Here is a 15,034-nt window from a genome sequence, read left to right as displayed (position 1 = left end):
CCGCGTCCGCACCAGCACCCACCGCGTCACCGCACTAGCCAAAGCCATCCTCACCCTCGAATACAGCCTCAGCTAACCAAGATGGAAAAGGCTCAATGAAAGGTCCTTTCCTTGCGAAATTTGCAAGGAAAGGACCTTTCATAGCGCTCGTCAGGAGGCGGGCAGCGTCGCCAACCGGGCGTTGATGCGCTCGATGTCGGCGACCGCGGTCTCCTTGCGGGCCCGGATCTTGCCGATCACCGGCTCCGGTGCCTTGTCGATGAAGGCCTGGTTGCCGAGCTTGGCTTCAGCCTGCGCCAGTTCCTTCTCCGCCGCGCCGAGGTCTTTCTGCAAACGCTTGCGTTCCGCGGCGACGTCGATCGTGCCGGACAGGTCCAGCTCGACGGTGACGACACCGGTCGACAGCCCGACCTCGATCGACGCGCTCGGCGCGAAGCCGTCCTCCGGCTGGGTGAGCCGGACCAGCGAGCGGATCGGCTCGTCGTGCCCGGTGATCTCGGCGAATCCGTCGCCGGACAGCCGCGCGGCCACCTTCTGGCTGGGCTTGAGGCCCTGGTCCGCGCGGAACCGGCGGACCTCGGTGACCAGCTTCTGCACGTCCGCGATCCGCTTGTCCGCCACGGCGTCGGCGTACGAGGGGTCCGCCACCGGCCACGGGGCGATCACCAGTGACTCGCGGCCGGTCAGCGCCGTCCACAGCTTCTCGGTGATGAACGGGATGAAGGGGTGCAGCAGCTTCAGCACCGTGTCGAACACGTGCCCCAGCACCGCGCGCGTCGCCGTCACGCGGGCCTCGTCACCCTGGAAGACCTGGACCTTCGACAGCTCCAGGTACCAGTCGCACAGCTCGGTCCAGGTGAACTGGTAGAGCGTGTCGGTGGCCTTGGCGAACTGGTAGTCCGCCAGGTAGCCGGTGACGTCCTCGACAACGGTCCCGAGCCTGCCGAGGATCCAGCGGTCGGCCTCGGTGAGTTCGGCCGGGGCGGGCAGCGGGGCGTTCGCGTCCGCGCCGTTCATCATCGCGAACTTGGTGGCGTTCCAGAGCTTCGTGGTGAAGTTCCGGGAGCCCGCGACCCATTCCTCGCCGATCGGCACGTCGGTGCCCGGGTTGGCGCCACGCGTGAGGGTGAACCGCAGCGCGTCGGTGCCGTAGCGGTCCATCCACTCGATGGGGTCGACACCGTTGCCCGCGGTCTTCGACATCTTCTTGCCGAACTGGTCACGGACCATGCCGTGCAGCGCGATGGTCTTGAACGGCGCCTCGCCGGTGGCGTAGAGGCCGAACATCATCATCCGCACGACCCAGAAGAACAGGATGTCGTAGCCGGTGACCAGCACCGACGTCGGATAGAACTTGTTCAGGTCCGGCGTCTTCTCCGGCCAGCCGAGGGTCGAGAAAGGCCACAGGCCCGAGGAGAACCAAGTGTCGAGGACGTCCGGGTCCTGGGTCCAGCCCTCGGCGGTGGGCGGCTCCTCGTCCGGTCCGACGCAGACGACTTCGCCGTCCGGGCCGTACCAGACCGGGATGCGGTGGCCCCACCACAGCTGGCGCGAGATGCACCAGTCGTGCAGGTTGTCGACCCAGTCGAAGTAGCGCTTCTCCAGCTCCGGCGGGTGGACGTTCACCCGGCCGTCGCGCACCGCGTCACCGGCGGCCTTCGCGAGCGGGCCGACCTTGACGAACCACTGCAGCGAAAGGCGCGGCTCGATCGGCTCCTTCGAGCGCTCGGAGTGCCCGACACTGTGCAGGTACGGCCGCTTCTCGGCGACGATGCGGCCCTGCTCGCGCAGCTTCTCCCGCACCGCGACACGGGCCTCGAAGCGGTCCATGCCGTCGAACTCGGTGCCGGTGCCCTCGATCCGGCCCTGCTCGTCCATGATGGTGATCATCGGCAGGTCGTGGCGCTGGCCGATCTCGAAGTCGTTCGGGTCGTGCGCGGGGGTCACCTTGACCGCGCCGGTGCCGAACTCCGGGTCGACGTGCTTGTCCGCGACGATCGGGATCCGGCGCCCGGTCAGCGGCAGTTCGACCTCGGTGCCGATGAGGTGCGTGTAGCGCTCGTCGTCCGGGTGGACCGCGACGGCGGTGTCGCCGAGCATCGTCTCCATCCGGGTGGTGGCCACGACGATCGCGTTCTCGCCGTCGCCGTAGCGCATGGAGACGAGTTCGCCCTCGACCTCCTCGTGCTTCACCTCGGCGTCGGAAAGCACCGACCGCAGCTCCGGTGACCAGTTGACCAGTCGCTCGGCGCGGTAGATGAGGCCGTCGTCGAAGAGCTTCTTGAAGATCGTGTTGACGGCCTTGGACAGGCCGTCGTCCATGGTGAACCGCTCGCGGGTCCAGTCGACTCCCTCGCCGAGTCGCTTCATCTGGGCGAGGATGCGGCCGCCGTGCTCCTGCTTCCACTGCCAGACGCGCTCGACGAAGGCCTCGCGGCCGAGTTCGCGGCGGCTGGTGCCTTCGGCGCGGAGCTGCTTCTCGACCAGGGCGTGGACCGCGATGCTCGCGTGGTCCATTCCCGGCAGGTACAGCGTCTCGTCGCCGAGCATGCGGTGGTAGCGGGTGATGGCGTCGATCAGGGTGTGCTCGAAGGCGTGCCCGATGTGCAGCGAACCGGTCACGTTCGGGGGCGGGATGACTACCGTGAACGGCGGCTTGTCCGACGTGGGGTCGGCCGTGAAGTACCCGGCGTCTACCCAGCGCTGGTAGAGCGAGGCTTCTTCGTCGGCCGGGTTCCAGGCACCCGGTAGGTCGGTCTGCTGCTGCTGGGCGTTCTCGGTCACAGTTGACAAGTCTACGAACCCCGTCCTCCGCGTTCCTCACCGGCCGTGACGGGCGGCGACCCGGGTAAGGTGGCCGGTGGAATTCGGCGACGAATCACGATCACCCGGGGGATCAGAGCCACATGGACGAAGAAGACCGGCGGATCGAGACCCATCCGGACTTGGTCGACCCGAACTGGCAGAAGCACGCGGAGCTGGACGCCTGGCTCGGCGCGAAGAAGGAACTCAAGAAGAAGCGCCGCAAGCAGCGGAAGGCGGGCGCGGCGACGGGCGGTTACCGCGAGCCGGGTTCGAGCCGGTGGCCGGGGATCGCCGCGATCATCGGCCTGATCGTGCTGGTCGTGGCCGCGGTGACGGTGAACGCGGTGCAGGAACGCGGTGTCAACGAGACGCCGTGGTTCCCCTACGACGAATCGCAGATCACCCGGATCGTCACTGACGCCTGACGTTTCAGCGCGTTTCGTCCTCTGAATGCGGTCCTTGCGTGTGCAAGTACCGCATTCAGAGGACGAAACGCGGCGTACCCGGGCCCCTCGGTCGCGCCAGGGAACGCCTAGGCGCACGATGGAGCCATGACCCGCGAAGCACCCGCGAACGACGTTGACGAGACACAGCTCGAAGTCGGGAAACCGAAGGGCTGGGCGGCCGGGATCCCCGGGGTGGCCGTCTCCCTGAAACGCGGCATGGAGCAGATGGGCGCCGCGCGCACGGTGAAGACGCTGCGGCTGCTCAACCAGCGCGAGGGCTTCGACTGTCCGGGCTGTGCCTGGCCGGAGCCGCGCGAGGTCGACGGCGAGCACCGCAAGCTCGCGGAGTTCTGCGAGAACGGTGCGAAGGCGGTCGCCGAGGAGGCGACCAAGCGCCGGGTGGGCCGCGAGTTCTTCGCCGAGCACTCCATCCACGAGCTGGCGGAGAAGACCGACTTCTGGCTCGGCCAGCAGGGCCGGATCACCGAACCGTTCGTGTTGCGCGAGGGCGCGTCGCATTACGAGCCCATCTCCTGGGACGACGCGTTCACCCTGGTCGCGGACGAACTGCGCGCGCTGCGGGACCCGAACGAGGCGATCTTCTACACCTCCGGCCGCACCAGCAACGAGGCCGCGTTCCTCTACCAGCTGCTCGTGCGCTCCTACGGCACCAACAACCTGCCGGACTGCTCCAACATGTGCCACGAGTCCTCCGGTGCGGCGCTGGCGGCCACCACCGGGATCGGCAAGGGCTCGGTGTCGCTCGCCGACATCCACAAGGCGGACCTGATCGTCGTGGTCGGCCAGAATCCGGGCACCAACCACCCGCGCATGCTGTCCGCGCTGGAGGAGGCCAAGGGCAACGGGGCCAAGATCATGGCGGTCAACCCGCTGCCCGAAGCCGGCCTGATGCGGTTCAAGAACCCGCAGAACGTCCGCGGCGTGATCGGCAAGGGCACCCCGCTCGCCGACGAGTTCGCGCAGATCCGGCTCGGGGGCGATCTCGCGCTGTTCCAGGCGATCGGGCACCTTTTACTGCGGTGGGAGCAGGAGACGCCGGGCACGATCGTCGACCGCGCGTTCGTCGAGTCGTCCACCGAGGGCTTCGAGGACTACGCGAAACACCTTCGGGAGATCGACTGGTCCGAGGTCGGCGCCGCGACCGGGTTGCCGCGTGAGCAGATCGAGCGGCTGGCGCGGATGATCGCGACCTCGGAGCGGACCATCTACTGCTGGGCGATGGGTCTGACCCAGCACAAGCACGCCGTGCAGACGATCTCCGAGATCGCCAACCTGGCGCTGGTCCGCGGCATGATCGGCCAACCGGGCGCGGGACTGTGCCCGGTGCGCGGGCACTCCAACGTCCAGGGCGACCGGACGATGGGCATCTGGGAGAAGATGCCGGAGTCGTTCATGGACCGCCTCGACGACGAGTTCGGCATCAAGGTCCCGCGCGAGCACGGCTACGACACCGTGGCCGCGATCCGCGCGATGCGGGACGGCAAGGGCAAGGTCTTCTTCGCCGTCGGCGGCAACTTCGCCTCCGCCACGCCGGACACCGAGCTGACCGAGAAGGCGCTCAAGTCGTGCTCGCTGACCGCGCACGTGTCGACGAAGCTCAACCGCTCGCACGTCGTCCCCGGCAAGACGGCGCTGATCCTGCCCACCCTCGGCCGTACCGAACGCGACACGCAGGCGGGCGGCGACCAGTTCGTCACGGTCGAGGATTCGATGTCGCAGGTGCACACCTCACGCGGTCGGCTGACCCCGGCCAGTGAGCAGCTGCTGTCCGAAGTCGCGATCATCTGCCACCTCGCGGAAGCACTGCTGGGGGCCGGGCACGCCGTGCCGTGGCGGGACTTCCACCGCGACTACGACCTCATCCGCGACCGGATCGCCCGCGTCGTTCCCGGCTGCCACGATTACAACGCCCGCGTTCGCGAGCCCGACGGGTTCGTCCTCCCGCACGCGCCGCGCGATTCCCGGCAGTTCAACGGGACGGCCAACGGCAAGGCGAACTTCACCGTCTCCGGACTCGAATATCCGCGAGTCCCCGAAGGCAGGCTGCTGCTGCAGACGATGCGCAGCCACGACCAGTACAACACCACGATCTACGGCCTTTCCGACCGCTATCGCGGGATCGAGGACGCCCGGCGCGTGGTGCTGGTCAACCCCGGCGACCTGGTCTCGCTCGGGCTGACCGACGGCGCGATGGTCGATCTGGTCTCGGAATGGCGCGACGGTGATCGCCGGGCCCCGCGGTTCCGGGTGGTCTCCTACCCGACCGCGCCCGGCTGCGCCGCGGCGTACTTCCCCGAGGCGAACGCCTTGGTGCCACTGGATTCGGTGGCGGACAAGTCGAACACCCCGGTGTCGAAGGCGATCGTGGTGCGGCTGGAGCCGCCGTCCTGAGCGTCAGTCGATACATCCCGCGGTGTCGGGGGTGATCGGCTGGTCGCCCTGACCGGCCGCTCCCCCGCCACCCGAGGACGAGCCCGGTCCTTTGTAGACCTGCCCGAGCACGACCTCGACATGGCCTGCCGCGACCGAATCGGCCTTTTGGACGTCCAGTCCGCCGAGCAGCTTCGCGATCTCCGCGGCCGGCCCGGACGCGTCGCTGAACCGGACGACGGAAGTCCGGCGCCCGGCCTCGGCCTTGGTGTCCCCCTTGGTGAAACCCTTCTCCCCCACCACGTCCGCGACGCGGGCGGCGAGGCCGTCCTTGCCGCTGGCGTTGACGACGTCGACCGTGGGCCCGGCGGGCGCCTGCGAGGTGGCGGCGGGCGGGGCGCCGATCAGCGAGGCGGCGAAGGCGCGCACCTGGGCGGGATCCACCTGCACGGCGGTCCATGTGGGGTGTTTCGGGTCGTAGCGGTAGTCGGGGTTGACCACCGGGATCGTCTCGAACGCGATGCCACCGCCGGAGACGCCACGCATCTGCCGGACGAAGTCGAGCAGATCCCACGAACCGTCGAGGATGACCGACCGCTTCACCGCGTCGATCAGTTCGGAGACCCGGGCCGGGTTCGCCAGCGTCCCGCCCGACAGCACCTGTTTCGCCAGCCCGGCGAGGAACACCTGCTGACGGCGCATGCGGTCGAGGTCGCTGCGGGGCAGGTTCTTGCGCTGGCGGACGAAGGCGAGCGCGTCGGCGCCCTGGATCGTCTGCCGTCCGGCGGGGAAGTCCGCGCCGGAATCGCGGTCCTTGGTGGCCTTGTTCAGGCACACCTCGACCCCGCCGACGGCCTTGCTGATCTCGTAGAAGCTCAGCAGGTTGACCTCGGCGAAGTGGTCGATCTTGAGCCCGGCGAGCTCCTCGACCGCCTTCAAGGTCGCCTTCCGCGCGGCGGTGATCGCCTGCTTGTCGATCTCGGCCTTGTCGGTTTTGCCCTGCTTGCGCAGTTCGCCGGCCACGGCGAACTTGGTCCGGCCGAAGATCTCGTTGATCTTGCTCTTGTCCTTGCCGCCCGGCTGGACGACCCAGGAGTCACGCGGGATGGAGAACGCCTTCACCGCCTGCTGACCGTTGGGGATGCGCAGCACGATCAGCGTGTCGGTCAGGTCGTCGCCGTTCGCGCCGGTCCGCAGCTCGCGCAGGATCTCCGGCGACAGCGGGTTGCCCTGGGCGTCGGTCCGCGAATCACGGCCGACCAGCAGGATGTCCAGCGAGCCGTCGGCGGGCCGCTCCCCCGGTTCCGGGGAATCGATGAGGTCCTCGCGGGTGACACCGTCCAGCGAGCTCATCGTCGTGTATCCGTACGCGGTCCCACCGAAAACGGCCACCGCGAGCGCGGCGACGAGGACCTTCCCCAGCTTGTGCACATCCCTAGGACGCACGAGGAGCCGCCGATGCTGCACAAGTGATCCACTTCACATCCGCAGATGCGAGGCCCCGTTCAGGTCGAGGATCGCCCCCGAGGCCCAGGTGGCCTCGGGGGAAGCGAGGTAGCGCACCGCGGCCGCGACCTCCTCCGGCGTGCCGACCCGGCCGAACGGGCTCTGCCCGCGCAGGGCCTCGCCGCTCTCGCCTTCGAGACGGCCGGCGACCCGGTCGGTGGCGGTGAACCCGGGCGCGACCGAGGTCACGGCGATCCCGTGCGGGGCGAGGGAGACCGCGAGCGACTGTCCGAGCGAGTGCAGCGCGGCCTTGCTCGCCCCGTACGCCGGGTGGTCGGGCTCACCCTTGAAGGCGCCCCGCGACCCGATGTTGACGACCCGGCCGGGAGCGCCGCGCGCGATCATGTGCCGCGCGACGCAATAGGTCACGTTCGCGGTGCCGAGCAGGTTGACGTCGACCGTTCGCCGCCAGATCCGCTGCCAGTCCGCATAGGACACTTCGGCGACCGGATGGGCCGTCGCGGGCGAGGTCGCGACGGCGGCGTTGTTCACCAGCACGTCGACTCCGTCCACAAGGGACTCAGCCTCGTCCGCGATCCGTTGCGCCACTTCGGGATCCGCGAGGTCGCCCCGCACGAGCCCGTGGCCGTCGCCGGCAAGCCCGCCGAACGTCCGCTCGGCGTCTTCCCGGTTGCCGGCATAGTGGACGACGACACGCTCGCCCTGTTCCGCGAAAGCACGGGCGATCGCCCGGCCGATGCCACGCGACGCCCCGGTCACCAGTACACCCACGGGCCGAACCCTACGCGGGTCAGCCACCGAAGAGCTGGACCACCTTCCGGAACAGTTCGTAGACGCCGTAAGCGAACGGGAGCGCCACCCACAGCCAAGCCAGCACCATCAGGCCGACGCGGCGGCGCTCGGGAGCCTGTTCGGTCATCGGGTCTCACTCCTCACGGCCGCGCCGGTCGAGCCGGGCTCGTGGTACTTCGGGTTCACCGGCCGCACCAGTTCGTTGGCCACGAAGCCGACGACCAGCAGGCCGATCATGATGAACAACGACGTCGTGTAGAGGTCGGGGCCGACCTTGCCCGCCGCCTTCTGACTGTCGGCGATGGCGTTGACGATGAGCGGCCCGAGCACCCCCGCCATCGACCACGCGGTCAGCAGCCTGCCGTGGATCGCCCCGACCTGGTCGGTGCCGAAGAGGTCCTTCAGATACGCCGGGACGGTCGCGAAGCCACCGCCGTAGAAAGACAGGATCAGCATGGCGCACAGGACGAACACGAGTTTCGAGGTGTTGGTGGTCAACGCGATCACGAGGTACAACAGGGCGCCGGCACCGAGGTAGAGCCGATAGATGTTCTTGCGCCCCACCAGGTCCGAAGTGGACGACCAGACGAACCGGCCGAGCATGTTGGTCAGCGAGAGCAGGGCGACGAACCCGGCCGCGGCCGCCGCGCCGACCGGTGTCGAGGTTTCGCGGAAGAAGTCCGCGATCATCGGCGACGCCTTCTCCAGGATGCCGATCCCCGCGGTCACGTTGAAGCACAGGACCACCCAAAGACACCAGAACTGCGGTGTCCTGACGGCGTTGCGCGCCGACACGTTCGCGGTGGTGATCATCGCCTTGCCGTGATCGGTCTTCGGCTCCCAGCCTCGGGGCTTCCAGTCGTCGGCCGGGACCCGGACCAGCAGGATCCCGAGACTCATGAAGACGGCGTAGACCAGGCCGTGCACAAGGAACGCGGTCGCGACCGTCCCGATCGACCACGGCGCCGTGCCCAGCATCTGCGCCGACCACGGGGAGGCGATCAGCGCGCCGCCACCGAAGCCCATGATCGCGATCCCGGTGGCCATTCCCGGGCGGTCCGGGAACCATTTGATCAGCGTCGACACCGGCGAGATGTAGCCGATCCCGAGGCCGATGCCGCCGATCCCGCCCCAGCCGAGGACGACGAGCCAGTACTGCGAAGTCGCCACACCGAGCGCGGAAAGCAGGAAACCCGAGCTGAAGCAGACCATCGAGACGAACATCGCCCAGCGTGGCCCGTTGCGCTCGACCAGCGTCCCGCCGAAGGCCGCCGAGAGCCCGAGCATCACGATGCCGAGCTGGAACGGCAGCGCGCTCTGGCTGCCGGTGAGGCCGAGGGTCTTCTCCAGCGGCGGTTTGAAGACACTCCACGCGTACGCCTGCCCGATGGACAGGTGGACCGCCAGCGCGGCGGGCGGCACCAGCCAGCGGCTCCAGCCGGGTGGCGCGACGATGCGGGAACGGTCCAGGAAGCCGACAGCCATCCAGCGCCTCCGTACTCTGGGGATGTGCAGAGGGAATGTATTACTTAATTCCCGACGTTGCAGTAGTCAGGTGTCAAATGAACCGGTCAGAAGGGTGGACAAGTGGGCAGGGTGACGGTGCGCCGTCCGGTGCGGAAGATCTCCGCGAACCGTGACGTGCGACGGCCCGACGCGCTGGCGGCCGAAGAACCGCTGGAGATCCGCGTCGGCGGCAAGGCACTCGCGGTCACCATGCGGACACCCGGCAACGACGTCGAACTGGCGCACGGGTTCCTGTTGTCCGAGGGCGTGCTCGCCTCCCGCGAGGACGTGGCGGTCGCCCGGTACTGCGACGGCGTCGACGATCAGGGCCGCAACACCTACAACGTGCTGGACGTAGCACTGGCCGAGGGGGTCGCCCCGCCGGAGACCGGGGTCGAGCGCAACTTCTACACGACGTCCTCATGCGGCGTCTGCGGCAAAGCCGCACTCGACGCGGTGAAGCTGCGAAGCCGGTTTTCCCCGGAAAAGTCCGAGTTCGCGGTGAGCACCGACGTCCTGTCGAAGCTCCCGGACACGCTGCGCACCCAGCAGAAGGTCTTCGCCAGCACCGGTGGACTGCACGCGGCCGCCCTGTTCGACGCCGAAGGGAACCTCGCCGTCGTCCGGGAAGACGTCGGCAGGCACAACGCCGTCGACAAGGTGCTCGGCTGGGCGTTGCAGGAGGGCCGGATCCCCGCGGCGGACACCGGTCTGCTGGTGTCCGGCCGTGCCTCGTTCGAGCTGGTGCAGAAGGCCGCCATGGCCGGGATCGGCCTGCTCGCGGCGGTTTCCGCGCCGTCGTCGCTGGCCGCGGAACTGGCCGAGGAGAACGGTATGACGCTCATCGGTTTCCTGCGGGGCGACAGCATGAATCTCTACACCGGTGAGCACCGCGTGCTCGGCCTCGACTGACTTTCAGGCGCCCACCCAGTTTCCATGGAAGCCGTTCGGCACCCGGTCCGGCAGGTGCACGGCGCCGACGGTCTCCAGCGTCCCGGCGTCCAGGATCGTGAGATCGCTCTTCCGCGTCGCGGCGTCGAAGACGAATCCCATCAGTACGCCGTCGTCCTCGGCGGCGTCCACAGAGGACGGTACGAAGACGAACTCCCCCACTTGGGCGCCGTCGCCGAATTCCCGGCGCTGGACCGATCGCTTCCCCAGATCGTGCTTGAGCAGCGCGCCGGAGGAGGCCGATCCGTCCCCTGTGGACACCGAGTAGCCGAACCGGTGCGGACGTCCGACCAGCCGCTCGTCCACGCGCGGGAACTCCTGCCCCTGATCGTCGAGGCGTTCCTCGATCACCTTGCCCACGTTCAGGTCGACGGTCCAGCGGTCCAGGGTCGGCGGCCCCTCGGCGGGCCCGCGCAGTTCGCTGTCGAACATCTTGGGATGCCGGACGACGTCGAGCACGACGCTGTCGCCGTCGTCGTAGGCGTTCATCGGGTGGAACACGTAGCAAGGCTCGACCTCGAACCAGCGGACGTCGCCGTTGCCGCCCTCCCTCGGCATGACCCCGATCCGCGCCGGGTACTTCGGGTTCCACCGGTACGGGAAGTCCGCGTTCCCCTGGATGCGCTGGCGCAGCCTCGCCGTGACGGGATCCGGCACCTTCACCCTGCCCAAGAGCGCGGAGATCACCAGCCGGGCCGGGGTCCGCAGGAACGACGGGACGGACGCGGCGACAGCCTCCTCGACCTCGAAGGTGACCGGCAGGTCGTAGAAGACGACGTACTTCTCGGTCAGGGAGAAGTCGTGCATCATCGGTGAGCCGGTGACCTCGATGTCGACCTTGCGCCGCGCGCGGCCCTCGGCGTCGATCACCGAGTACTGGACCTTGTTGCCCCAGCCGAAGAAGTAGGACACGGCGTGGAGTTCGCCGGTCTCCGGGTCGCGTTTGGGATGGGCGGTGTAGCCGCCGGGCAAGGTGCCGTCGAAGTCGCACGCGCCGACGGTGTCGAGCTCGTCGGTCAGCTCGAAATTCGTCGGCCCGCCTTCGATCAGCGCGAGGGTCTTGCCCGCGTGCCCGATCACGTTGGTGTTGGCGCCGAGGGCGGACATCCCGGCGGTCGACCCGCCCGCCCAGCGCTCGCCGAGCCTCGCGGACAGGCCGGGCGTGCGGACCCAGCGGTTGCGGTACCACTCGGCTCGCCCGTCGCGCAGCCGGACCCCGTGCACCATCCCGTCGCCCGTGAACCAGTGGTAGGTCGCCGGATCCACTTCGGACAGCGGATTCGGGCCGTTCCGCAGGTAGCGGCCGTCGAGGTACTCCGGGATGTGCCCGGTGACCTCCAGCTCGGTGCTCGTGCGCTCTTGCCTGACCGGGGCGAAATTGCCCTGGAGGAACTTGTTGCCCATCACTTGCCCCCTAGCGACGAATATAACGTGGTTATGGATTCATTTATAACAGGGTTATGGAATACTGGCAACCATGTCCCCGAAGCCCGCCGCCATGGAGGTCAAGACCAAGCTGATCGAGGCGGCGATCCGGCTGCTCTCGGACGGCGGCCCCGAGGCACTCCAGGCCCGCAAACTGGCCGCCGAGATCGGCGCGTCGACCATGGCCGTCTACACCCACTTCGGCGGCATGGGCGCCTTGGTGGACGCGGTCGCCCGTGAAGGTTTCCGCCGGCTGTCGGCGAACCTGGCCGAGGTCGCCGAAACCGCCGATCCGGTGGCGGACATCCTCACCCTGGCCCTGGTGTACCGGCGAACAGTGGTGGAAAACCCGCAGCTCTACGCGGTGACCTTCGGCCAGAGCCAGCCCAGCGGGCAGAAGGCGGCGCTCGGCGACCTGACCGACGAGGCGACCCGCCGCAACCTCAGCGACGAGGGCATCGAGGCCTTCGACCACCTCGTCCGCGCCGCGGCACGGACGATCAACGCGGGCCGCTTCCGCCCCGCCCCGGAATTCGCCGTCGCCGCCCAGCTCTGGAGCGCCCTGCACGGGTACATCACGCTGGAGGTCGCCGGTCATTTCGGCACCGACGACCATGGTGTGGACCACATCCTCGTACCACTGGCGGTCACGCTCGGGGTCGGTCTCGGCGACACCCTCGAAGCGGCGACCAGGTCCGCGCAGGTCTCGATCGAGTCATGGCGCGCGAAAGAAGGAAACGACGGCACCTGATCCGGCGATACCCCGGTCACAGGTCGGTGACATGTGCAACCTCCGAGCGGAAGCGCACGTCTGACCTGGTAGAAGATCAACGGGGGAACGGGGACGGGTGAACGACGACGACCAGGGGCAGACCACGCTGCCGGGGGTGCACGGCGCCCGACGGTGGCTGAGCCGTCGTTCCGTTCTGATCGCCGGTGCCTCCGGCCTCGGTGTCGCGGGTCTCGCCGCCGGAACGGCCAGCGGAGCCCTGCCGTTCAGCGAAGCGCTCCAGCGAGCACTCGGCGTCGCTTCGCCGACCCCGGCGACCCAACTGGGCAGCCCCCGTGTCGAACGCGTCTACTCCGAAGCACGCGGACGTGAAGTCGATCTCGTGCTGATGCTGCCGACCAAGGCCCCGCCCAAAGGCCTGCCGATGTCGCTGATGCTGCACGGTCTCCACGGCACCGCCCGGCACGCGGCCCCCACCGGACTGCTCAAGCAACTCGGCAGTGAAGTCGCCCGCAAGGCGGTGCCCCCGTTCGGGTTCGTCGCGGTCGACGGCGGCGACCACTACTGGCACGAGAACCAGCCCGGCGACAACCCGATGGCGATGCTGCTCGAAGAGGTCCCCCGCTGGCTGGCCGCCCGCGGCCTCGGTGGCCGGGACGGCCTGCCGTTCGCCGCCACCGGGCTGTCGATGGGCGGTTTCGGCGCGCTGCTCTACACCCGCCGCCGGCTGGAACGCCGCCGCCCGCCCGCCGCGGTCGCGGCACTCGCGCCGGCGCTGATCACGTCGTGGGCGGAGATGAGCAAACGACGCGCCTTCCGGGACGCCGCCGACTGGAACGCGCTGGACCCGTTGCGCCACATCGACATCACCAAGAAGGTGCCGACCGGGATCTGGTGCGGTACCGAGGACCCGTTCATCGGCGGGGTGCGGAAGTTCATCTCCGAAGCGCGACCCACGGTCGCGCACACCGCGCGGGGTAAGCACGGCGACGCGTTCAACCGCACGGTCGTGCCGAGCTTGATCGCGTTCCTCGGGAAACACGTTCCGAAGAACTCCTGAAACGTCTCGTGAGTGGTAATGACGGTTAGAACCGTCATTACCACTCACGAGACGTGACGGAAGAAGATCCTCGTGACGGTGGAGCCCGGTCTGCGGTACTGCCGGACCAGATCGGCGACCTGGTTCACCAGCACCAGGCCGCGGCCGCCGATCTGCCCCGGGGTGGCGGGCCGCCTGCCGGCCAGCGGGTCGCTCAGCGTGCCTTCGTCGATGACCTCGCAGAGCACGTACTCCCCGTCGTTCCAGATGCGGACGACGCCGTGGCCCGAACCGTGCAGCACGCTGTTGGCGGACAGTTCCGCGACGGCGAGCACGAGATCCTCCACCCGGCCCCGTCCGAGTCCGTTCTCCTCGGCACAGATCTGCGCGAAGTGGCGCACCGCGGAGAGCCTCGCGAGGTCGAAACGGAACGTGTCGGCCCGCCGCGGCTCGGGCAGCGGCAGGTTGTACTTGTCGACGACCGAGTCGGGGGCGTAGTGCTCGCTCGGGCGGTCCCCCTCGGTGCCGGAGAGGATCGGATGGGTCCGTTGGGCGTCGGCCAGGACGTCGTCGTCGAGCCGGTCGCGGTCGTACGGGCACAGGATGCTGAGGTCACGGTCGCCGAAAGCGAAGTTGATCAGCGCTTCGTGCTGGGCGCACGCCGGATACTCGACGGCCGACCGCCCCGCCCAGATCGGCTCGCCGATGATCCGGACCGGCCCCGGCCGGGTGTCGGCGAACGCCAGGAGCACGCCGGGAAGGATGCGGCCCGGATTGCGGCCGGCTTGGGTCATATCGATGAGTTCGACTTCGGCGGCCGCGTCACCCAAGGCCTCTTCGATGAGTGTCAGGTTCGGACCCGGTACGGCCACCGCGACGGGCTCGTCGAGCTTCAGCCCCTCCAGGATGTACGGAACCGTGCCGTCCAAGTACTCGGAGTCACCGGAGTAGAGCAGACCCACGTGCGAGAAGGGTCCCGCGGTGAGTGTCACGGTCTCGTCTTACCCCGCCGGAGCGATTCTGAAACCCTGCCAATGGAGGGAAATCCGAAAACGGGTCGGGCCGATCAGCCGAGCCAGCGTCCCGCCATCGAGATCAACCAGAATCCGGCGAGCGTCGCACCGGCGAACAAGCCCGTCCAGGCGACGAGCGCGCGGTTCGCCCCTGCGGAGCGCGCCGCCTTGACCCGGATGAGGGCGTAACCCGATACGGCGAACATCGGTAGCGGGATCAGCGGCAGCGGCGACAACCGGACGACGCCGGCCACCAGGCAGGTGGCCACCAGCACGCCCAGTGTGATCGTCAGCGCGCGCGGGATCCACGGGTGCCCGCGATAGGCCCCGATGACAATGCGTTCGGTGAGCTCGACGAGTCCCCTGACCTCGCGTGGACTCGCGGCTGCCAGCTCGGGAGCCTCGTTCTCGTCCTTCGTGGAAGTCAGCGGCACCATCGCATCCTATCTCGGTCGGGTCCCCGGCCGGA

13 protein-coding genes are annotated in these 15,034 nt (G+C 68.6%); 5 read left to right on the top strand and 8 right to left on the bottom strand.

Going from position 1 to position 15,034, the window contains the following annotated elements:
* Nucleotides 1-150: 150 nt before the first annotated feature.
* Complete coding sequence (locus ACZ54P_RS28695) at nucleotides 151-2,784, bottom strand: valine--tRNA ligase (RefSeq protein ID WP_465464685.1); 2,634 nt, start codon at nucleotides 2,782-2,784, stop codon at nucleotides 151-153.
* 122 nt (nucleotides 2,785-2,906) lie between these two features.
* Here ACZ54P_RS28695 and ACZ54P_RS28690 point away from each other — a divergent pair, with 122 nt between their 5' ends.
* Nucleotides 2,907-3,230 carry a hypothetical protein gene (locus ACZ54P_RS28690; RefSeq protein ID WP_465464684.1) on the top strand — a complete coding sequence of 108 codons (324 nt, stop codon included), beginning with the start codon at nucleotides 2,907-2,909 and terminating at the stop codon, nucleotides 3,228-3,230.
* Nucleotides 3,231-3,356: 126 nt separating this feature from the next.
* A complete protein-coding gene (locus ACZ54P_RS28685) occupies nucleotides 3,357-5,663 on the top strand; it encodes an FdhF/YdeP family oxidoreductase (protein ID WP_465464683.1) in 2,307 nt (768 codons plus the stop codon).
* Between the two features lie 3 nt (nucleotides 5,664-5,666).
* Here the strand turns inward: ACZ54P_RS28685 and ACZ54P_RS28680 are convergent, their stop codons facing one another.
* From ACZ54P_RS28680 to ACZ54P_RS28665, 4 genes are read right to left on the bottom strand one after another with little or no spacing between them, the layout of a single operon-like run.
* Nucleotides 5,667-7,073, bottom strand: a complete 1,407-nt coding sequence (locus tag ACZ54P_RS28680) for an LCP family protein (RefSeq protein WP_465464682.1) — start codon at nucleotides 7,071-7,073, stop codon at nucleotides 5,667-5,669.
* Nucleotides 7,074-7,121: 48 nt separating this feature from the next.
* Nucleotides 7,122-7,880 carry an SDR family NAD(P)-dependent oxidoreductase gene (locus tag ACZ54P_RS28675; RefSeq protein ID WP_465464681.1) on the bottom strand — a complete coding sequence of 253 codons (759 nt, stop codon included), beginning with the start codon at nucleotides 7,878-7,880 and terminating at the stop codon, nucleotides 7,122-7,124.
* A 19-nt stretch (nucleotides 7,881-7,899) separates the two neighbouring features.
* Entirely contained in the window at nucleotides 7,900-8,028 is a 129-nt protein-coding gene (locus tag ACZ54P_RS28670; protein ID WP_465464680.1) for an MFS transporter small subunit, read from the bottom strand.
* Entirely contained in the window at nucleotides 8,025-9,386 is a 1,362-nt protein-coding gene (locus tag ACZ54P_RS28665; RefSeq protein WP_465464679.1) for an L-lactate MFS transporter, read from the bottom strand. Before ACZ54P_RS28665 ends, ACZ54P_RS28670 begins: the two co-directional genes overlap by 4 nt.
* Nucleotides 9,387-9,488: 102 nt before the next feature.
* Between ACZ54P_RS28665 and fdhD the strand changes: the two genes are divergently transcribed.
* The gene (fdhD, locus tag ACZ54P_RS28660) at nucleotides 9,489-10,319 is read left to right on the top strand and encodes a formate dehydrogenase accessory sulfurtransferase FdhD (protein ID WP_465464678.1); all 831 of its coding nucleotides are present in this window, start codon (nucleotides 9,489-9,491) and stop codon (nucleotides 10,317-10,319) included.
* 3 nt (nucleotides 10,320-10,322) lie between these two features.
* Here the strand turns inward: fdhD and ACZ54P_RS28655 are convergent, their stop codons facing one another.
* Nucleotides 10,323-11,762 (bottom strand): carotenoid oxygenase family protein, encoded by a 1,440-nt coding sequence (locus ACZ54P_RS28655; protein WP_465464677.1) that lies wholly within the window; start codon nucleotides 11,760-11,762, stop codon nucleotides 10,323-10,325.
* A gap of 73 nt (nucleotides 11,763-11,835) precedes the next feature.
* On the opposite strand from ACZ54P_RS28655, the gene ACZ54P_RS28650 reads away from it, so the two are divergent.
* Both ACZ54P_RS28650 and ACZ54P_RS28645 read left to right on the top strand, forming a co-directional pair.
* Nucleotides 11,836-12,534 (top strand): TetR/AcrR family transcriptional regulator, encoded by a 699-nt coding sequence (locus ACZ54P_RS28650; RefSeq protein ID WP_465464676.1) that lies wholly within the window; start codon nucleotides 11,836-11,838, stop codon nucleotides 12,532-12,534.
* Between the two features lie 97 nt (nucleotides 12,535-12,631).
* Nucleotides 12,632-13,573 carry an alpha/beta hydrolase gene (locus ACZ54P_RS28645; protein ID WP_465464675.1) on the top strand — a complete coding sequence of 314 codons (942 nt, stop codon included), beginning with the start codon at nucleotides 12,632-12,634 and terminating at the stop codon, nucleotides 13,571-13,573.
* 44 nt (nucleotides 13,574-13,617) lie between these two features.
* Here the strand turns inward: ACZ54P_RS28645 and ACZ54P_RS28640 are convergent, their stop codons facing one another.
* Nucleotides 13,618-14,544 (bottom strand): anti-sigma factor RsbA family regulatory protein, encoded by a 927-nt coding sequence (locus ACZ54P_RS28640; RefSeq protein WP_465464674.1) that lies wholly within the window; start codon nucleotides 14,542-14,544, stop codon nucleotides 13,618-13,620.
* Between the two features lie 74 nt (nucleotides 14,545-14,618).
* A complete protein-coding gene (locus ACZ54P_RS28635) occupies nucleotides 14,619-15,002 on the bottom strand; it encodes a hypothetical protein (protein ID WP_465464673.1) in 384 nt (127 codons plus the stop codon).
* Nucleotides 15,003-15,034: the final 32 nt, after the last annotated feature.

The organism is Amycolatopsis sp. NPDC034160, from assembly GCF_055575355.1.
The sequence above is the reverse complement of the archived record's forward strand: the minus strand, read 5'-3'. Positions and strand labels throughout refer to the sequence as shown.